Origin of the sequence: Mesorhizobium sp. WSM3626 (assembly GCF_000513935.1) — a bacterium.
Taxonomy (GTDB): Bacteria; Pseudomonadota; Alphaproteobacteria; order Rhizobiales; family Rhizobiaceae; genus Mesorhizobium; species Mesorhizobium salmacidum.
Window position 1 is genome coordinate 1 of the sequence record NZ_AZUY01000033.1, and the last position, 18,280, is coordinate 18,280.

The following is an 18,280-nucleotide window of genomic DNA, read 5'->3' on the forward strand; positions in this document are numbered from 1 at the left end:
GGGCCAATTCCTCCTTTGCGGCGTCGCGTTCCCGCCGAGCAGTTGCAAGATCACTCGCCAGCGCGTTTGCTCTTTCGCGTTCCTGTGCGAGGGCCTCGCCAGCCTGCCTTNCAGCAACTTCAGCAAGCTGGCTGCCCTGAATGGCGCCGGCCCGCGTTGTTNCTGCCAGCTTCGNGCTCGCCTCCAGCGCTTCGATGGACTGACGNGCCCCGGCGATATCACGCTCCAGGAGCCCGATTTTCCGCCGCTCCCCTTCAATCGTCTGCCTGGCCTCGGCCAGAGACCTTTCCGCGGTATCGCGTGCCGCAACNGCCTCGGCATTCAGGCGCGCCTGCGCCANGTCGCGCGCAAGCCCCTCGGCTTTTTGCCGCTGCGCTTCAAGGACAGGTTGCGGCTGGTTCATCGGGTCGGGGACCGCGCGCGACGGCGCACTTGCGTTTTCTGTAACGCGCCGCGTGGCAGCCAGTTCCTGGCGAGCCGCCGCTGATTCGCGGGGCAGATTTTCCTCATGCGCACTGCCGGTTTTGAGTGGATCGATATCCTTGTGCAGCGCGAGGAAGCGCTGTTCATTGGCGCGTTCGCGTTCAGCCTGGTCATGCTCCCCCTTAGCCCGGACTTGCGAGGCAAGCGCTTCGGCGCGAGTTGCCTCGCTTTCCCTCCGAGCGGCGGTCAGACCACGCCTCGACGCGTCGACCCAAGACCGCTCCCACCCCAGGGCTTGTTCCGCCGGAGCAGATGCCGACGGTACGCCCTCCGGCGGCGCGATTTGGGTAGGAGCGACAGGAGGTTTCGTTGCTGGCGGAGCGAGGGCGATTGCTGCACATCCAAGCAACATCATGAGGCAAAACGGAATGAGGCGCAGCGGGGCGGCTCTCGACTGTTTGCGGTCGTCCTGCTGTTGACGGTCGTCATGAAACAAGGCAGCGATCGTGTATACTCGGTCAGGACAGTGGCCGAGGGGCGCGGAAGCCGAGTCGGATCTCCGCCCGTGATCCATTGCGAATCCTCCATGGCGTCGACCGCGCAGGTGAGATGCTGCGGCGTCAGTCGGCGTAAACCCGAGCGCCCCGCGGTAACACGCCAGGCGAACCGTTAGGCAGATCATCAAGCTACCAAAGGCAGGTCGGGGTCGTAAGCTACCGAATTAGGGTAGGGGACTTCTGAATCTTCTCAAAACTGTCGGCACAGGTCCCCTAAAGTACTAGCCCGGATATCTCACACAATATCCCGAAGGTCTTTCGGCTGAGATTTGCAGGCATCTGAGCTGCGGGCAAGGACCATCGCCGCGAGGAGCAGGCCCCCTTGACGATCCAATGTGCTCGACCATGAACTAATCGCGCTATTGAGTTGTGCCTTAGGTGTGGAGCCTCAACAGGTTGTCCTTGGTCAGGCCCAGGCGACTGATTGGTGGTTTGGACTTTAGGCTTCCGTGCGGACGGTGCCAATTGTACCGATGCAGCCATATGGGCAACCCGGCGGCGCGAAGGTCGGAGTTCGCATAAGCCACGGCATATGCCCACTCCCTGAGTGCGGTCTGGATGAACCGCTCGGCCTTGCCGTTAGTCTTGGGGGTATAGGGCTTGGTCCTGACATGCTTGAGGCCGAGATCGCGGCAAGCCTTGGCGAAAGCCTTTGATCTGTAGCAGGAGCCGTTGTCGGTCATGACGCGCGTTACGGTGACGCCGAGGCTTGCATAATAGGCGACCGCCGCCTTGAGGAAGGCGACGGCGCTTTCCTTCTTCTCGTCGGGCAGGATTTGCGAGAAGGCGATGCGAGAGGCGTCGTCGATGCAGACATGGACGAACTCCCAGCCGGCGCCGGGCGATTTGCCCTTTTGCGGATCACCGGTGATGCGGTGCCCGACCTGGCTGAAGCGGCCGAGCTTCTTGATGTCGATGTGGATCATCTCGCCGGGGTGCTCGCGCTCGTAGCGCCGGATCGGTTCGGCAGGTTCAATGTCCTTCAGCCGCGACAGCCCGGCGCGCTTCAGCACCCGACTGACAGTGGCGGACGACACACCCACCTCCATGGCGATGTGCTTGCCGGTCAGCCGCCTTCGGCGCAATGCCACGATGCGCTCGGCCACCACCTGTTCGGTCATGCCCGGCATGGCATGGGGCCGGGATGAGCGGTCGACCATGCCAGCCCGTCCCTCCGCCTTGTAGCGCTCGACCCAACGCGCCACGATCTTCGCTGACACACCATATCTCCGCGCCGCATCGGCTTTGGAAAGACGGCCTTCAATAATCGACAGCGCCATCTCCTCTCGACGCAGCGGCGTCAGTCTCCTCGGTTCGGTCCGAATGGACAACCTCCCGAAAGCTCACACTAGGGCAGACCACGAAATAGCCAGATGGGCCGGGCTTTGAATTTCGATCTAGTTCTGAACAGGCGGAGGACAAAGCATCTCCATCACCTGAAATCGGCGGGAATTTTGCTAGGCGATCAAATTGCAACCGGCGCACATCATGCGCGCGGCGGGATGCGACCGGCTTTTCGCGCATCGGAAAATAAGACGGCGATGCTGAGGAACCAAAGCGTGTTCCTCAAGTTCGATATCGGTTTCCATGGAGATCGAATTCCACCATGCAAGGTCGAGGGCCAATCAAAGCAGCACTTCGAGCGCAGGCCGATGAGGTACGCGTCAACATTGGCGTCCTCCAGCGGGAGCTGGCTACCAACCGCAAAACCATAGTTGGCGCATTGCGTTTGGGGTACGAGATAAAGTCGAGGAAAGCTTTTCTGGCGCGTCTGGAAAGGGTGTTGGCGCAGTACTCGCCGGGCTGCCTGCTTGACGACACCGCAGTGCTGGGCCGCTCGGAGAAAAGCTCGCAACCGCAAGGCTCCCATTGCAGCCTCTGACGCTTTCAGACTTTCGAAATGACAGCCAACGGAGACGGAGACCGGGCCTAACGGGTCTTCCCGGCCGATAAATGTGCTGCACGGCAGCCTCGCCGACGCCCCGCGCGGGGACACTGCGTTACCATCGAAAGTTCCTGCTCATGGCAAATCACCCGATTACCCGCGTACTCACCTCGATCGGCACGTGGACCTCTCGTCCGGCAGCATTCCTGGTGCTGCTGGCCTATGCGGTCGTCTGGATAGTTTTCGATCGGCAAAGCTTGAACTGGCATGGAGCGGCCACGCTCCTCACCTGGGCGATGACGCTGTTCATTCAGCGGGCGGAGCATCGCGACACCCAGGCCATTCATGCCAAGTTGGACGAAATGTTGAGATCAAATAGTTCGGCTTCGACCATCACCCGCATTGATGATGAAGAGCCCGAAGAAATCGAAAAACATCGCAATCGCAAGCAGCAGGGCGACTGACAGCGCACGGCGGGGATTTCGCAAGAACGCAGATTGACTTGTTCAACCAGGATCTTGGGCGATCCCGGCAGATCACCCTGAGGCCTCGGCTGTCATTGCTCATTTGGAGCAGCCGTCGGGGCTCTCGCGATCAAGCCTTCAGCCAGCCTGATGCCCCGCAATCACGCTCAGAAAAACCTCGCCAAACTCCTTGAGTTTCGCCCCTCCCACGCCGTTCACCTCGGCGAAGGCGTCCAGATCGCGGGGGCGGCGGTCGGCCATGTCGATCAGCGTGCGGTCGGAAAACACCACATAGGCCGGCACCTGGCGCTCCTTGGCGAGCCGCAGCCGCAACGCCTTGAGCACCGCCAGCAGCGAGGCGTCCACGCCATCGGCGCCGGCGGCGGAGCCTTCCCCGGAACGCTTCCTGCCACGCGCGAGAGGATCCCGCGTCTCGACGCGATACTGGAATGCAACCTCGCCGCGGCCGAGCGCGCGGCCGCTTTCGGAGATGGCGAGACCACCATGACCCTCGGGATCCGGCATCAGGAACCCGCCCGCAACCAGTTGCCGGATCAGCGACAGCCACACTGTCTTCCTGTGCGCGGCGCCGGTGCCAAAGCTGCTTAGCGTCTGATGGCCTCTCGCCAGCATCTTCTCGGTCTCGTGGCCAAGCAGGATGTCGATGACATGGGCCGCGCCGAAGCGCTCGCCGCTCTGCGCGACCGCCGCAAGGATTTTCCGCGCCTCGGCACTGCCATCGGCGCGCGGCGCCTGATCGAGGCAGTTGTCGCAATTGCCGCAGGCTTGAGCCTCTTCGCCGAAATAGCCGAGCAGCACCTGGCGCCGGCACTGCGCCGTTTCGCAATAGCCGATCAGCGTGTCGAGCCGGCGGTGCGACCGTCTCTTGTGCTCGGGTGAGGCGTCCTCGTCGTCGATGAACAGCCGTCGCATGCGGATGTCGCCAAGACCGTAAAGCATATGCGCCTCGGCCTCGCGTCCGTCGCGGCCGGCGCGCCCGATTTCCTGGTAATAAGCCTCCAGGCTGCCCGGCATATCGGTGTGGAAGACATAGGCGACGTCGGGTTTGTCGATGCCCATGCCGAAGGCGATGGTCGCCACCATGACGACGCCGGACAAGGTCATGAAGGCGTTTTGATTGGCCTCACGCAGCTCCTTGCTCATGCCGGCGTGATAGGCAAGCGCTCTGACGCCGTTCTTCTCGAGGAAGGCTGCCATCTCCTCGGTCTTCTTGCGCGACAGGCAATAGATGATGCCGCTCTTGCCCGCATGGCGCTCTATGAAGCCGAGCAGCTGGCGCTTGCTGTCCCGCTTGGGCGCGATGGCCAGCTTGATGTTGGGCCGATCGAAACCCAGCACCAGCGTTTCGACCCGCTCGGCGAACAGCCGGGCGGCGATGTCGCTGCGCGTGCTCTCGTCGGCCGTCGCCGTCACCGCGATGATCGGCACATTGGTGAAGATGCCGCGCAACCGCGACAGGTCTTCATATTCGGGCCGGAATGCCGGGCCCCATTGCGAGATGCAATGCGCCTCGTCGATGGCGATCAGGCTGACGTCGAGCCTGGAAAGCGCCTCGAGCATGCGCTCGGTCATCAATCGCTCCGGCGCCAGATAGAGCAACCGTGTCTGGCCCGATGCCACGCGGCGCCACGCCGCGACATTGGCCTCGCGGTCGAGGGAGGAATTGATCGTATCGGCGGCGACGCCGGCAAGCCGCAGCGCCGCGACCTGGTCCTGCATCAGCGCCACGAGCGGCGAGACGACGACAGTGAGCCCGCCCAGGACCAGCGCAGGAACCTGGTAGCAGAGCGATTTTCCGGCCCCCGTCGGCATGACGGCCAGCACATGGCGCCCGCCGAGCAGTGCGTCCATGACGTCGGCCTGGCCGGGCCGGAAATCGTCGAAGCCGAACACGTCCTTCAGGACGCGTCGCTTGGGATCCTCGGCCCGAATGCTCGTCGCCTGTGCCTGCATCAGGCTGCCGCCTGGCTGGGAGCGATTTTTCGCGGATTGGAGAGGATGTGGGAACCGGTCAAGAGACTCTCCGTGTGATCCCCTGGAGTAGCGCAGCCGTCACCGGGCCGCAACAGGGCGGCTCGTTCTCTACCCCCGGTGTGAGATCGCCCTTCCCCAGCGGTATCCGCACCCCTGCTGGATTCCTCGGCCCCGCAATGTAAGCTCGACCCGACATGCCAGGGAGGGCGCGATGCTGCAGGTGAGACAGGATGTCCTCGGCGAACGGTTCCGGTTGCAGCGTGCCGCCTTCGAGAAGCAGCCCTTTGCCGGCCTTGGCCTTCGTAAGGACCGCCTCAAGCGGCTGCTCGCGTTGACCGAGCGGCACGAGACTGAGATCTGCGCCGCGATCGACGCCGACTTCGGCGGCCGCTCGGCGCACGAGACGCGGCTTGCGGAACTGTTTGTCGTGCGCGCCGGCATTCGCCATGCCCTTGCGCATGTCGGCGGCTGGATGCGGGAGCGTCGTGTCGCCACCACCTTGCCCTTCCTGCCGGGCAAAAACCGCCTCCTGCCGCAGCCGCTTGGGGTGGTCGGCATCGTATCGCCCTGGAATTACCCCTTTCAACTCGCCGTCGCGCCGGTCACGGCCGCACTCGCCGCCGGCAACCGCGTCCTGGTAAAGCCCTCCGAACTGACGCCTGCTTTCTCCGAGCTGCTGGCCAGACTGGCCGGCGAGCACTTCGCCCCGGACGAACTCAGCGTCATCCCCGGCGATGCCGAGATGGGCAAGGCCTTCGTCTCGATGCCGTTCGACCACCTGCTGTTCACCGGTTCGACCGCCGTCGGCCGCCAGGTCGCGATCGCCGCCGCCGCCAGCCTGACCCCGGTCACGCTCGAACTCGGCGGCAAGTCCCCGGCGATCCTCGACGCCTCCTGCGATCTCGACACGGCAACAGCCCGCGTCGCCTATGGCAAGCTGTTGAATGCCGGGCAGACCTGCATCGCGCCGGACTACCTGCTGGTGCCCAAGGGACAGGCGGGCACGGTCGCCGCGAAGCTCGCAATCGCCGTGGCGCGGCTCTACCCCACGCTGCGCGACAACCCCGACTATACCGCCATCATCAGCGACCGGCATTACCAGCGCCTGCGCGCCATGATCGCGGAAGCCCGCGAGGCCGGCGCCGATGTCACCGAGATCAACCCGGCCGGCGAAGACCTCGGCACCGCGGGCCGGAAACTTTTGCCGACCCTGGTCAGCAACGCCGGCCCCGACCTGCGGCTGATGCGCGAGGAGATTTTCGGCCCGGTGCTGCCGATCGTCGAATACACCACGGTCGACGACGCGATCGACTATGTGAACCGGGCCGACCGGCCGCTGGCGCTCTACTGGTTCGGCAACGACAGCACCAACCGCCGGCGCATCCTGCGCGAGACCGTCGCCGGCGGCGTCACCATCAACGACTGCATGCTGCATCTGGTGCAGGAGAACCAACCCTTCGGCGGCGTTGGCGCCAGCGGCATGGGCGCCTATCATGGCGAATGGGGGTTCCGCACCTTCAGCAAGGAGAAGCCGGTCTTCCTGCAGTCGCGCTTGAGTGCGGGAGCCCTTCTGCGGCCGCCCTATGGCAAGACGTTCGAACGGCTTTTCGGGCTGCTCAAGCGCATCACCTGACCAAGGTCGCGCGCATTAAGTTTATATTCACCATGATCCGGCAGGTTTCCGGTCCTGCGGTGATGTTTCGAGTACCGCGGCGCATTGGAGCAATTCCAGGAAAAGTGTGAAACGGTTTTCCGTCCGGAATTACCTCAGACAGAGGCAGAACGTTTTGCCGTTTCTGTGAAACGGGGAGACGCTCTGGCGCCCAGGCAACAAACCCGCGCTTCCCTGGAGGCGCGGGTTTTTCATTGGCCGAGAAGGTCAGACGAGAAAATCGGCGCGGGGCGGCGCAAAACTGTCGACCAGACGCCCGGCCTCCAGCGCCCTGACGCCGTGCACCAGCCCGGAGGGAACGATGAAGCTGCCGCCGGTCTCCAGGATTTCGGTCCGTCCGTCGATGGTCACCTCGAAACGGCCTTCGGCGACATAGCTTGCCTGGACATGCGGGTGCGAATGCAGCACACCGACGCCGCCCTTGTCGAAGCCGAATTCGACCATCATCAGCTCGTCGGTGGATAGGAGCACGCGCCGGCGATTGCCGTCCGGGGTCGGAGTCCAGGCAGCCTCGCCGGCTTGCGCGAAAATCTTCGGCTCGGTCATTGTCATCTCCTCACCGCGCCAGCCAGCCGCCGTCCACCGGCACCACCGCGCCATGCATGTAGTTCGAGGCCGGCGCCAGCAGGAAGACGGCGGCATCGCCAATGTCTCCGGGCTCGCCCCAGCGGCCGGCGGGAATGCGGCCGAGGATGGCCGCACTGCGGTCGGGATCGGCGCGCAGCGCCTGCGTGTTGTTGGTCTCGATATAGCCCGGCGCTATGCCGTTGACGTTGATCCCTTTCGCCGCCCATTCGCAGGCGAGCAGACGGGTGATGCCGAGCACTCCATGCTTTGACGCCGTGTAGGACGCAACGCGGATGCCGCCCTGGAAACTCAGCACCGAGGCGATGTTGACGATCTTGCCCTGGCGTCCCTCGGCAAGGACGCACCGCGCAAAGGCCTGGCAGAGCAGGAAGGCCGTCTTCAAATTGACGTCGATGACATCGTCCCAATCGGTCTCCGTCAGGGCGACGGCATCGGCGCGCCGGATGATCCCGGCATTATTGACCAGTCCGTCGAGCGGCCCGTTTTCGTCCCAGACACGATCGAGCATCGGTCCGGCCGCGCCCGTGTCGGCAAGGTCGGCGGCAACCATCTCTAATTGGCCGCCCAGAGCCGCGACCTTGTTCGCCGTCTCCTCCATCGACGAGCGGCCGACGCCGATCACCGCGCCTCCGGCGCGCGCGATCGAGACGGCGATGCCTTGGCCGATGCCGGTGTTGGCGCCGGTCACCAGGATGCGCTTGCCGGCCAGGCTGAAGGCTGTGAGGTCGCTCACCGCAAGTCGTCCATCGCCACCGGGTCGACATCGGTGTAGTCGACATTGTCGCCGGCCATCGCCCAGATGAAGGCGTAATTGGACGTGCCGGCGCCCGAATGGATCGACCAGCCCGGCGACAGCACCGCCTCTTCGTTGCGCACGACGATGTGGCGTGTCTCGTCCGGCTCGCCCATGAGATGGAAGACGCGCGCCGCCTCGGGCAGGTCGAAATAGAGATAGGCCTCCATGCGCCGGTCATGCACATGACACGGCATGGTGTTCCAGATCGAGCCTGGCGCCAACTGCGTCATGCCGACCACGAGCTGGCAGGTTCTTGTTCCGCCGTCATGGATGAACTGGAAGATCGAGCGCTCGTTGCAGGCCTCCTTGCTGCCGAGATCGAGGCGCTTGGCGTCATCGAGGCGGATCAGCCGGCTGGGATGGACCTGGTGTGCCGGCGCGCTGAGCAGGTAGAATTTAGCCGGCGCGGCCTTGTCGGACGAAGCGAACGACACATCGCTGGAGCCCATGCCGAGATAGAGCATGTCGCGCGCCCGCAGGTCGAAGGACTGGCCGCCGGCTTCGATCAAGCCGGCGCCGCCGATGTTGACGGCGATCATTTCGCGCCGGTCGAGAAAACCTTTGGTGCCGGTCGGCTTGATCGCTTCCAACGGCAATGCCGTCGCCACCGGCATGGCGCCGCCGACGATCATGCGGTCGTAGTGGGTATAGGTCAGGCTGACGCGGCCGGGCTGGAAGAGGTCTTCGATGTGGAAATTATGACGCAGTTCGTCCGTTCCCATGGCGGCGGCGGCGGCCGGGTCGATGGCGAAGCGCGATGTGTAGTCGGTGTGGTTCTGGCTCATCTCTGTCCTGACTTCTGGTGGATCATTCGCCGGCGGCCGCCTTGACCGAACTGGCGTAATAGGCCTGCCGCGCCTGCAGGCGCTCGCGGTAGCGCTGCTGGCTGGCGCCGAGATGGGTGCGCATCGCCTCGCGCGCGGCTTCGGCATGGCCCGCCGTGATCGCATTCAGGATCACCAGATGCTCGCGCTGCAGCCCGCGCTGGTAGCTGTCGGACTGCACCAGTTCGGTCGACCAGGGCGAGGTCACGTCGCACGGAATGGCGCGCCGGCCGAGCACGTCGAGCATTTCGACATAGAACGGATTGTTGGTGGCGCTGGCGATGGCGCGGTGGAAGGCAAGGTCGGCGGGTCCGGTCGGCTGGCTGTCGAGCAGCATCCGCTCGAACTCGAAGAAGGCTTCCTGGATCGCCGCCTCCTGCGCTGCGTTGCGACGGATGGCGGCGAGGCCGGCCGATTCGATTTCGATCGCCAGGCGCACCTCGAGCACGTTGAGCGCGATGGAATCCTTGGCTCCCATGTCGGCTGCAAGCGCGCCGAACATGGTCGAAATATGCTCGGTGACGAAGACGCCGGCGCCCTGCCGCGGCTCGACAAGGCCGTCGGCGGCAAGCTTGGCCAGCGCCTCGCGGATGACGGTGCGGCTGACGCCGAAGGTTTCGGTCAGCTGGCCCTCGGTCGGCAATTTTTGGCCGGGCAGAATCTCGCCCGCCAGCAATTGCTTGCGGATCGCCGTGAGCACGCTTTCAGAAAGCTTGGGTTTTCGTTCGATCTTGAGATCGGGACTGACGGACATGTGGCGATCTCCTAATGGAACAGGCCCGGCAGCCACAATGAGATTTCCGGCACGTAGGTGACAAGCATCAGCACGGCGAAAGCGGCGCCGTAGAATGGCCAGATCGAGCGCATCGCGGTCCAGATCGGAATGCGGCCGATGGCGCAGCTGACAAACAGGACCGCGCCGACCGGTGGCGTGCAAAGCCCGATGCCGAGATTGAGGATGAGGATCACGCCGAAATGCACGGGATCGACGCCATAGGCCATGACCACCGGCAGGAAGATGGGCGTCGTGATGATGATCAGCGGCGACATGTCCATGAAGGTGCCGAGGATGAGCAGCACGATGTTGATCAACAGCAGGATGACCAGCTTGTTGTCGGATACCGACTGCAGAAAGGCGACCAGCGCCGCCGGCACCCTGAGATAGGCGAGCAGCCAGCCGAAGGCCGCCGCGCAGCCGATGATCATCAGCACCATGGCGGTGGTGCGCACCGACGCCGTCGTCGCCGCGACGAAGTCGCCCCAGCTCATCGAGCGGTAGATGATCAGCGTCACCAGGAAGGCATAGACGATGGCGATGCAGGAGCTCTCGGTCGCGGTGAAGATGCCGGACCTGACGCCGCCGAAGATGATGGCGATTAGGATGAGGCCGGGAATGGCGGCGACAAGCAGCTGCATGGCCCGGCCGAAGCCGGCGAAGGGCTCCGTTGGATAGCCGCGGCGGCTGGCAACCCAATAGGCCGTTATCATCAGCGACAGCGCCAGCAGCAGACCCGGCAGCACGCCGGCCGTGAACAGGTCGGCGATCGAGATACGGCCGCCGGCCGAAATCGAATAGATGATCATGTTGTGGGACGGTGGAATGAGAAGCGCGATGATGGCGCCGACCGACGTGATGTTGACGGCGTAGTCGATGCCGTAGCCGCGCGCCTTCATCTGCGGGATCATCAGCCCGCCGACCGCAGACGCATCCGCCACCGCCGAGCCGGAAATGCCGCCGAACATAGTCGACGCAGCGATGTTGACCTGCCCCAGGCCGCCCCGCAAATGGCCGACCAGGGAGCCTGCCAGTGCGACCAGCCGCGCGGCGATGCCGCCGCGCACCATCAGGTCGCCGGCGAAGATGAAGAAGGGGATGGCCATCAGCGAAAAGACGCTGACGCCGGAATTGAGCCGCTGGAACACCACGACCGGCGGCAGCCCGAGCGTGAGGATCGTCGCGAAGCTGGCGACGCCGAGGCAGAACGCGATCGGCGTGCCGATGACCAGCAGGAACACGAAGGTGCCGAAGAGGACCATAAGTGCCATGGTTCAGGGCTCCTCGCCGGTTGCATGGATGTCGGCGTCGACGGGCAGGCCGGCAAAACGCCCGGCCAGCCGTTCCAAGGAAAACAGGCAGACCAGCGCGCCACCCAGGATGACCGGCAGGAAGCTGACGCCGCCCGGCAAAGCGAGCGAAGGCATCACCGTGTTCCAGGTCAGCCTCGCCAGTTGTACGCCATAGACGATCATGCCGGCGCCGAAGGCCAGCACGACAAGATCGGAAATGCTGCGCAGCACCGCCTTGGCCGAGGCAGGCAAGACATAGAGCAGCACGTCGAAGCCGAGATGCGTACGCTCGCGCACGCCGACGGCGGCACCGAGAAAAATGAACCAGCCCATCAGCAGCACCGAGAAGGATTCCGTCCAGCTCGGCGAACGGTTCAGCACGTAGCGCGAGAACACCTGCCAGAAGATGATGATCGTCATCAGCGTCAGGCCGGCGCCGCTGATCCAAAGTGCCAGCCGGGCGAGCCCGGAGAGAACGCGCTCCGCACCCAGCCAGAAGCCTCGCATGGCCGACGCGCCCGAAGCCAGCGCGGGGGCCTCCGCGCTGCTCGGTCCGTTGCCCGTGCCGTTCATTTCTCGGCCTGTATGCGGGCGGCCATATCCTTCAGTTCGGGCGTCGACAGGTACTTGTCGTAGACCGGCTTCATCGCGTCGATCAGCGGCTGCTTGTCGATCTCGCTGATCTTGACGCCCGCGGCCTCGACGATGCCGCGCGACTTCTTCTCCTGCGCGTCCCAGAGTTCGCGCATCTTGACGACGCTGTCCTTGGCTGCCTGGCGCACGATCGCCTGGTCTTCCGGCGACAGCCTGTCCCAGCTTGCCTTCGACATGACCAGCACTTCCGGCACGATCTGGTGTTCGTCCATCGTGTAATGCTTGGCGACTTCGTAGTGCTTGGCGGATTCGAAGCTCGGCCAGTTGTTCTCGGCGCCGTCGATGACGCCGGTCTGCAGCGCCGAATAGACCTCGCCATAGGCCATCGGCGTCGCATTGGCGCCAAGCGCGTTGACCATGTCGACGAACACGTCGGACTGGATGACGCGGAACTTCATGCCTTTCATGTCGGCCATCGAGGTGATGTCCTTCTTGGTGTTGTAGAAGGACCGCGCGCCGGAATCGTAGAAGGCGAGGCCGACAAGGTCGTGCGCCTCGAACGCCTTCAGGATCTGGTCGCCGACAGGGCCGTCCATGACATGGCGCATGTGCTCGACCGAGCGGAATATGTAAGGCAGCGATGGCACCGCGGTCTCCGGCACGATGCCGTTGAACGGTCCCATCGAGACACGGTCGAGGTCGATGACGCCGGCCTGGGTCTGCTCGATCGTGTCCTTCTCCTCGCCGAGTTGCGCCGAGTGATAGACCTCGATCGAATAGCGGCCGGCGGTGCGCTGCTTGATCAGGTCGCCCATGTACTTGACCGCCTCGACGGTCGGGTAGCCGTCCGGATGGGTATCCGAGGATCGCAGCACGGTTTCGGCGTTGGCAATACCGATCAGCAGCGAGCCGAAGGCAAACGCGGCCGCCGTCAATTTCGAAAAATGCAACATGACTTCCTCCCTTTGAAAATCGAAAACGTCCGGCTCAGAGCCGGTACGCATTTTTGGCAAGCGTGTAGGCAAGCTCCTTCGCCAGTTCATGCGCCTCGTCCTCGCGCAGCCGGTGCTCGGCGACGAGACGCGCCAGGAACGCGCAGTCGACGCGGCGCGCCACGTCGTGGCGGGCCGGGATCGACGGGAAGGCGCGGGTGTCGTCGTTGAAGCCGACCGTGTTGTAGAAGCCGGCGGTCTCGGTGGTCATCTCGCGGAAACGGCGCATGCCTTCCGGGCTGTCGTGGAACCACCAGGCCGGCCCGAGCTTCAGCGCCGGGTAGACGCCGGCCAGCGGCGCCAGTTCGCGCGTATAGCCGGCCTCATCCAGCGTGAACAGGATGACGGTGAGGTCACGCTCCAGCCCGACACAGTCGAGCAGCGGCTTCAGCGCAGTCACATAGTCGGTGCGCGTCGGGATGTCGAAACCCTTGTCCCTGCCGAATTTCTGGAAAACACCAGGCGAATGGTTGCGCCAGGAGCCCGGATGGATCTGCAGCACCAGCCCGTCATCCCGGCTCATCTTGGCCATCTCGGTCAGCATCTGGGCGCGAAACAGCTTTCGTTCGCGCTCATCTTCCGAGCCGGCGCGGACCCGGTTGAACAGCTCCTGCGCCGCCGCGTCAGAAAGATTGGCGGTCTCCGCCGTCGGATGGCCATGGTCCGATGAAGTCGCGCCGAAGCTCTTGAAGAAGGCGCGCCGCTGGCGGTGCGCGTCGAGATAGCCGGCCCAGGTCCCGGTGTCGCAGCCGGTGATCTCGCCGAGCCGATCCAGATTGGCCGAAAAGCCTTCGAAATCGGGATCGACGACGGCGTCCGGCCGATAGGCGGTGACGACGCGGCCCTCCCAGCCGCTGTCGCGGATCATCTGGTGCCATCTGAGGTCGTCGAGCGCGCCTTCGGTCGTTGCGATGACCTCGATGTTGAAGCGCTCGAACAGGGCGCGAGGGCGGAAGTTCTCCCACTGCAGTACCGTCGCGATCGTGTCGTAATGGCGATCGGCGGCTGCGGCGCTCAACGGCTCTTCGATGGCGAATAGATGCGCAAGCACATGGTCGAACCACAGCCGGGTCGGCGTGCCACGGAAGAGGTAATAATGTTCGGCAAACAGCCGCCAGATCGCCCGGCCGTCGGTCTCGACGGGCGCACCATCGAGGGTCGGCACGCCGAGAGCCTCCAGCCGTACGCCCTGGCTGAACAGCATGCGAAAAATATAGTGGTCCGGCACGATGAGCAGCTGCGCGGGATCGGGGAACGGCTCGTTCAGCGCGTACCAGCGCGGATCGGTATGCCCGTGCGGGCTGATGATGGGCAGGTCCTTGATGCCGGCATAGAGATCGCGGGCGATCGAGAGCGGACGCGCCTCGGCTGGAAACAGCAAATCCGCATTGATCAGTGCCACGGCCATCCTCCCGGTCCTATCGGTAGGGTTGAGCAGAAATAATGTCAACATACAAAAATTGGATTGTTGTATGATGAGTTTTGAGCAAAGCTGAGCATTGTCGGCGAACGCCGCCGGTGTTACGCCGCCAGTGTTCCGCGGCTTGCGATCCGCCTCCGGATACCAGCCGTGCCATAACCAGCCATTTCACGAGATGAGTGCGCGAACCGATGACAGACCGCCGCCTTTCCAACCGCACGGCGCCAGCATTACCGGCCAAGATCGCCGCGCCTCGATACGATCGCGGTGCCGTTACACCGGGCATCGTGCATCTGGGTGTCGGCGCCTTTCACCGCGCCCATCAGGCCGCCTACATCGATGAATGCCTGGCGGCCGGCGAGACGGGCTGGGGCATAACCGGCGTGTCATTGCGCAGCGCCGATACGCGCGACGCTCTGGCGCCGCAGGATGGGCTTTACACGCTGGCGGTCCGCGGCAGCGGCGGCGAGAAGCTGCATGTCATCGGCTCGATCGGTTCGATGCTGGTGGCGCCGGAAGATCCGGGCGCGGTGCTGGCGGTGCTGACCGATGCGCGCATCCGCATCGTGACGCTGACGATCACCGAGAAAGCCTATCTGCGGGCGGCGGGCGGTGGGCTGGACGCGACGCATCCCGACATCGCCCACGACCTGGCCAATCCGCGAAAGCCGAAGACGGCGCATGGTTTTCTGACTGAGGCGCTCGCCCGCAGGCGGGCCGCCGGCACCCCGCCTTTCACCGTGCTTTGTTGCGACAACCTGCCGGCCAACGGCGCCACCTTGCACAGGCTGCTGATCGAATTCGCCAGATTGCGCGATGCCAATCCCGATTCGGCGGGCGATGCTGGAATCGCCGGCCATATCGCCGGTCACGTCGCATTTCCCTCGAGCATGGTCGACCGCATCGTGCCGGCCACGACCGATGCCGACAGGTCGCGGATATCGGGCGAACTTGGTATCGAGGACGCCTGGCCCGTGATGACGGAACCCTTCAGCCAATGGGTGATCGAGGATGATTTCCCGGCTGGCCGTCCGGCCTGGGAAAAATTCGGCGTCACCATGGTCGGCGATGTCGCCCCCTTCGAGGACATGAAGCTGAGGCTGCTCAACGGCGCGCATTCGGGCATCGCCTATCTCGGCCTGCTCGGCGGCCACGCCACGGTCGATCGCGCCTTCGCCGATCCGGCGATAAGGCAATTCGTCGATGCGCTGTGGAAGGAGGCCGTATCGACATTGCCGGATGATGCCGGCCTCGACACATCAGCCTATACGACCGAGCTCGCCGAGCGTTTTTCGAACACGGCACTTGCCCACCGCACAGCGCAGATCGCCAATGACGGCAGCCAGAAACTGCCGCAGCGCATCATCGCTTCGGCCATCGAGTGCCTCGAAGCCGGCACCGAGCTGGTCCATCTCACGCTGGTGGTGGCAGCATGGATCGCCGCCTGCGCGGCGCGCGGAAAGAGCTTGCCGGAGGGCCATTTCACCGATCCGCTCGATGCTCCGCTGACGGCGCTTTTAGACCAGCAGCTGCCGGCGAACGAAACCGTGACGGCGGTGTTCGATCTGACCGGCTTCGCCCGGGATCACGCCGAACGCCAGACGCTGATCGAACTCGTGGCCGTCCACCTCGTCCACCTGCGGCGGGACGGCACGACTTTGGCCTTTGCTGCGCTCGGCATAGAGGGCGAAGGGCCGTAAGGCGGAGCTGGCACGAATCAGCAGGCGATAGAGGACTTTGACGCCGGTGCTACAGCATCGCCGCCATAGCTGAATTCTCGCCTCTCGAACAAAACAAAAAAAGCGAGGCAAGTGCCCGCTTTTCACTTCGCTTCTGAATTGAAGTTCAGGCCGGCAGGATGGCGCCTTCCAGCGTGGTGAGCTGGCCAAGGAACTGCTCCGCCTTGCTGCGCGCCTGGTCGTCCTTGGCGTCCACGGCGTCTTCCCTGGCTTCCTGGATGCGGCGGGCGAGATCGGCGCGGTCGACATCCTTCACCGCGACGGCCGATTCCGCCAGCAGCGTGCAACCGGCCGGAACGATGTCGGCGAAGCCGCCGAACACGACATAGCGTTCTTCGCTGCCCGAGGCGTTCTTCACCGTGACGACGCCCGGCTTGATCGTGGTCATGACCGGCGCATGATGGGCCATGACGGTCATCTCGCCTTCGGCGCCTGGAATAACGACGGATTCGACCTCGGCGGAAACCAGCAGGCGCTCCGGCGAGACCAGTTCGAACTTGAAAGCTTCAGCCATGATTATCTAGCGAGTAGGGAATAGTGAGTAGCGAGTAGGGGAGAAAACTCGCTCGGCTCACATTTACCCTATTCGCTACTCCCTATTCGCTATTCGCTTGAATTACGCCGCTTCAGCCGCGAGGCGCTGTGCCTTCTCGACTGCTTCGTCGATGCCGCCGACCATGTAGAAGGCGGCTTCCGGCAGGTGGTCATAATCGCCGTTGCAGAGGCCCTTGAAGCCCTTGATGGTGTCGGCGAGGTCGACCAGCTTGCCCGGCGCGCCGGTGAACACTTCGGCGACGAAGAAGGGCTGCGACAGGAAGCGCTCGATCTTGCGGGCGCGAGCCACCGTCTGCTTGTCCTCTTCCGAAAGCTCGTCCATGCCCAGGATGGCGATGATATCCTGCAGCGACTTGTAGCGCTGGAGGATCGACTGCACCTGGCGGGCGACGCCATAGTGCTCGTCGCCGACGACCAGCGGGTCGAGCATGCGCGAGGTCGAGTCCAGTGGATCGACGGCCGGATAAATGCCCTTTTCGGCGATCGAACGGTTCAGCGTCGTCGTCGCGTCAAGGTGAGCGAACGAGGTCGCCGGCGCCGGGTCGGTCAAGTCGTCGGCCGGCACGTAGATCGCCTGCACCGAGGTGATCGAACCCTTGGTGGTGGTGGTGATGCGTTCCTGCAGCGCGCCCATGTCGGTGGCGAGCGTCGGCTGATAGCCCACGGCCGACGGGATACGGCCGAGCAGCGCCGACACTTCAGAACCCGCCTGCGTGAAGCGGAAAATGTTGTCGACGAAGAACAGCACGTCCTGGCCCTGGTCGCGGAAATATTCGGCAACCGTCAGGCCGGTCAGGCCGACGCGGGCGCGCGCGCCCGGCGGCTCGTTCATCTGGCCGTACACCAGCGCCGCCTTCGAGCCTTCGCCGCCGCCCTTCTTGTTGACGCCGGATTCGATGAACTCGTGATAGAGGTCGTTGCCTTCGCGGGTGCGCTCGCCGACGCCGGCGAACACCGAGTAACCACCATGCGCCTTGGCAATGTTGTTGATCAATTCCTGGATCAGCACGGTCTTGCCGACGCCGGCGCCGCCGAACAGGCCGATCTTGCCGCCCTTGGCGTATGGAGCCAACAAGTCGAGCACCTTGATGCCGGTGATCAGGATCTGCGCTTCCGTCGATTGTTCGATATAGGCCGGAGCCGGCTGATGGATCGAGCGCAATTCGACCGCGTCGACCGGGCCTGCTTCGTCGACCGGCTCGCCGATGACATTGATGATGCGGCCGAGCATGCCCGGGCCGACCGGCACGGCGATCGGGCCGCCGGTGTCGCGCACTTCCTGGCCGCGCACCAGACCTTCGGTGGAGTCCATGGCGATGCAGCGCACGGTGTTTTCACCGAGATGCTGGGCAACTTCGAGCACCAGGCGGTTGCCGACATTGTCGGTCTCGAGCGCGTTCAGGATCGGCGGCAGATGCTCGCCGAACTGCACGTCGACGACCGCGCCGATGACCTGGCGGACCTTGCCGACAACGCCGGTGGCCCTGGTGGCCGCGGCCTGGGTCCTGGCAGCGGCGGCCTTGGCCGGCGCTGCTGCTGCCTTGGCCGGGGCCGCCTTTGCCGCCGCTGCCGGAGCCTTGGCCGCCTTCGCCNGGGCTGCTGCCTTCGGGGTTGCCTTCTGCNGGGTCGCTGCTTTCGCCATCGTCTTTACCCTTTTCGTCCTTTGTTTCTCACGCGGTCCGGTTCGCGGGCCATGACCNGCGGACCGC

The 18,280-nt window shown here is 64.3% G+C and carries 15 protein-coding genes; 3 read left to right on the forward strand and 12 right to left on the reverse strand.

The annotated features are described in order from the left end of the window. Nucleotides 1-1,354 precede the first annotated feature (1,354 nt). Nucleotides 1,355-2,311: an IS481 family transposase gene (locus M653_RS0121005; RefSeq protein WP_027145109.1), complete on the reverse strand. Its 957-nt coding sequence runs from the start codon at nucleotides 2,309-2,311 to the stop codon at nucleotides 1,355-1,357. A 691-nt stretch (nucleotides 2,312-3,002) separates the two neighbouring features. Between M653_RS0121005 and M653_RS0121015 the strand changes: the two genes are divergently transcribed. After that, nucleotides 3,003-3,329 (forward strand): low affinity iron permease family protein, encoded by a 327-nt coding sequence (locus tag M653_RS0121015; protein ID WP_027145111.1) that lies wholly within the window; start codon nucleotides 3,003-3,005, stop codon nucleotides 3,327-3,329. A gap of 138 nt (nucleotides 3,330-3,467) precedes the next feature. Here the strand turns inward: M653_RS0121015 and recQ are convergent, their stop codons facing one another. Continuing rightward, a complete protein-coding gene (recQ, locus tag M653_RS0121020) occupies nucleotides 3,468-5,303 on the reverse strand; it encodes a DNA helicase RecQ (protein ID WP_027145112.1) in 1,836 nt (611 codons plus the stop codon). A 232-nt stretch (nucleotides 5,304-5,535) separates the two neighbouring features. Between recQ and M653_RS0121025 the strand changes: the two genes are divergently transcribed. Beyond that, nucleotides 5,536-6,957, forward strand: coding sequence for a coniferyl aldehyde dehydrogenase (locus M653_RS0121025; protein ID WP_027145113.1), 1,422 nt, complete (start codon nucleotides 5,536-5,538; stop codon nucleotides 6,955-6,957). Nucleotides 6,958-7,203: 246 nt separating this feature from the next. Here M653_RS0121025 and M653_RS0121030 read toward each other — a convergent pair whose 3' ends face one another. The 8 genes from M653_RS0121030 to uxaC form a co-directional block, all read right to left on the reverse strand. Further along, a complete protein-coding gene (locus M653_RS0121030; RefSeq protein ID WP_027145114.1) occupies nucleotides 7,204-7,542 on the reverse strand; it encodes a cupin domain-containing protein in 339 nt (112 codons plus the stop codon). 10 nt (nucleotides 7,543-7,552) lie between these two features. Next, on the reverse strand, nucleotides 7,553-8,317 hold the full coding sequence (kduD, locus tag M653_RS0121035) for a 2-dehydro-3-deoxy-D-gluconate 5-dehydrogenase KduD (protein ID WP_027145115.1): 765 nt from the start codon (nucleotides 8,315-8,317) through the stop codon (nucleotides 7,553-7,555). Further along, nucleotides 8,314-9,165 (reverse strand): 5-dehydro-4-deoxy-D-glucuronate isomerase, encoded by an 852-nt coding sequence (kduI, locus tag M653_RS0121040; RefSeq protein ID WP_027145116.1) that lies wholly within the window; start codon nucleotides 9,163-9,165, stop codon nucleotides 8,314-8,316. The genes kduD and kduI overlap by 4 nt, the downstream gene beginning before the upstream one ends. Nucleotides 9,166-9,187: 22 nt before the next feature. Next, the gene (locus M653_RS0121045) at nucleotides 9,188-9,958 is read right to left on the reverse strand and encodes a FadR/GntR family transcriptional regulator (RefSeq protein ID WP_027145117.1); all 771 of its coding nucleotides are present in this window, start codon (nucleotides 9,956-9,958) and stop codon (nucleotides 9,188-9,190) included. 11 nt (nucleotides 9,959-9,969) lie between these two features. After that, nucleotides 9,970-11,250 carry a TRAP transporter large permease gene (locus tag M653_RS0121050; RefSeq protein WP_027145118.1) on the reverse strand — a complete coding sequence of 427 codons (1,281 nt, stop codon included), beginning with the start codon at nucleotides 11,248-11,250 and terminating at the stop codon, nucleotides 9,970-9,972. 3 nt (nucleotides 11,251-11,253) lie between these two features. Then, on the reverse strand, nucleotides 11,254-11,778 hold the full coding sequence (locus M653_RS01000000133140) for a TRAP transporter small permease (RefSeq protein ID WP_032935732.1): 525 nt from the start codon (nucleotides 11,776-11,778) through the stop codon (nucleotides 11,254-11,256). Between the two features lie 62 nt (nucleotides 11,779-11,840). After that, on the reverse strand, nucleotides 11,841-12,818 hold the full coding sequence (locus tag M653_RS0121060; RefSeq protein ID WP_027145119.1) for a TRAP transporter substrate-binding protein: 978 nt from the start codon (nucleotides 12,816-12,818) through the stop codon (nucleotides 11,841-11,843). A 34-nt stretch (nucleotides 12,819-12,852) separates the two neighbouring features. Next, nucleotides 12,853-14,265 (reverse strand): glucuronate isomerase, encoded by a 1,413-nt coding sequence (gene uxaC, locus M653_RS0121065; RefSeq protein WP_032935727.1) that lies wholly within the window; start codon nucleotides 14,263-14,265, stop codon nucleotides 12,853-12,855. A 203-nt stretch (nucleotides 14,266-14,468) separates the two neighbouring features. Here uxaC and M653_RS0121070 point away from each other — a divergent pair, with 203 nt between their 5' ends. After that, on the forward strand, nucleotides 14,469-15,977 hold the full coding sequence (locus M653_RS0121070) for a mannitol dehydrogenase family protein (protein ID WP_027145121.1): 1,509 nt from the start codon (nucleotides 14,469-14,471) through the stop codon (nucleotides 15,975-15,977). 145 nt (nucleotides 15,978-16,122) lie between these two features. Here the strand turns inward: M653_RS0121070 and M653_RS0121075 are convergent, their stop codons facing one another. Both M653_RS0121075 and atpD read right to left on the reverse strand, forming a co-directional pair. After that, a complete protein-coding gene (locus M653_RS0121075) occupies nucleotides 16,123-16,530 on the reverse strand; it encodes a F0F1 ATP synthase subunit epsilon (protein ID WP_027145122.1) in 408 nt (135 codons plus the stop codon). Between the two features lie 102 nt (nucleotides 16,531-16,632). Then, nucleotides 16,633-18,213, reverse strand: coding sequence for a F0F1 ATP synthase subunit beta (gene atpD, locus M653_RS0121080; RefSeq protein WP_027145123.1), 1,581 nt, complete (start codon nucleotides 18,211-18,213; stop codon nucleotides 16,633-16,635). Nucleotides 18,214-18,280: the final 67 nt, after the last annotated feature.

What these genes read in the sequence shown, in the direction of transcription:
- M653_RS0121015 (WP_027145111.1), top strand. Translation starts at nt 3,003, where the DNA reads ATGGCAAATCACCCGATTACCCGCGTACTCACCTCGATCGGCACGTGG.
- recQ (WP_027145112.1), bottom strand. Translation starts at nt 5,303, where the DNA reads ATGCAGGCACAGGCGACGAGCATTCGGGCCGAGGATCCCAAGCGACGC.
- M653_RS0121025 (WP_027145113.1), top strand. Translation starts at nt 5,536, where the DNA reads ATGCTGCAGGTGAGACAGGATGTCCTCGGCGAACGGTTCCGGTTGCAG.
- M653_RS0121030 (WP_027145114.1), bottom strand. Translation starts at nt 7,542, where the DNA reads ATGACCGAGCCGAAGATTTTCGCGCAAGCCGGCGAGGCTGCCTGGACT.
- kduI (WP_027145116.1), bottom strand. Translation starts at nt 9,165, where the DNA reads ATGAGCCAGAACCACACCGACTACACATCGCGCTTCGCCATCGACCCG.
- M653_RS0121045 (WP_027145117.1), bottom strand. Translation starts at nt 9,958, where the DNA reads ATGTCCGTCAGTCCCGATCTCAAGATCGAACGAAAACCCAAGCTTTCT.
- M653_RS0121050 (WP_027145118.1), bottom strand. Translation starts at nt 11,250, where the DNA reads ATGGCACTTATGGTCCTCTTCGGCACCTTCGTGTTCCTGCTGGTCATC.
- M653_RS01000000133140 (WP_032935732.1), bottom strand. Translation starts at nt 11,778, where the DNA reads ATGCGAGGCTTCTGGCTGGGTGCGGAGCGCGTTCTCTCCGGGCTCGCC.
- M653_RS0121060 (WP_027145119.1), bottom strand. Translation starts at nt 12,818, where the DNA reads ATGTTGCATTTTTCGAAATTGACGGCGGCCGCGTTTGCCTTCGGCTCG.
- uxaC (WP_032935727.1), bottom strand. Translation starts at nt 14,265, where the DNA reads ATGGCCGTGGCACTGATCAATGCGGATTTGCTGTTTCCAGCCGAGGCG.
- M653_RS0121070 (WP_027145121.1), top strand. Translation starts at nt 14,469, where the DNA reads ATGACAGACCGCCGCCTTTCCAACCGCACGGCGCCAGCATTACCGGCC.
- M653_RS0121075 (WP_027145122.1), bottom strand. Translation starts at nt 16,530, where the DNA reads ATGGCTGAAGCTTTCAAGTTCGAACTGGTCTCGCCGGAGCGCCTGCTG.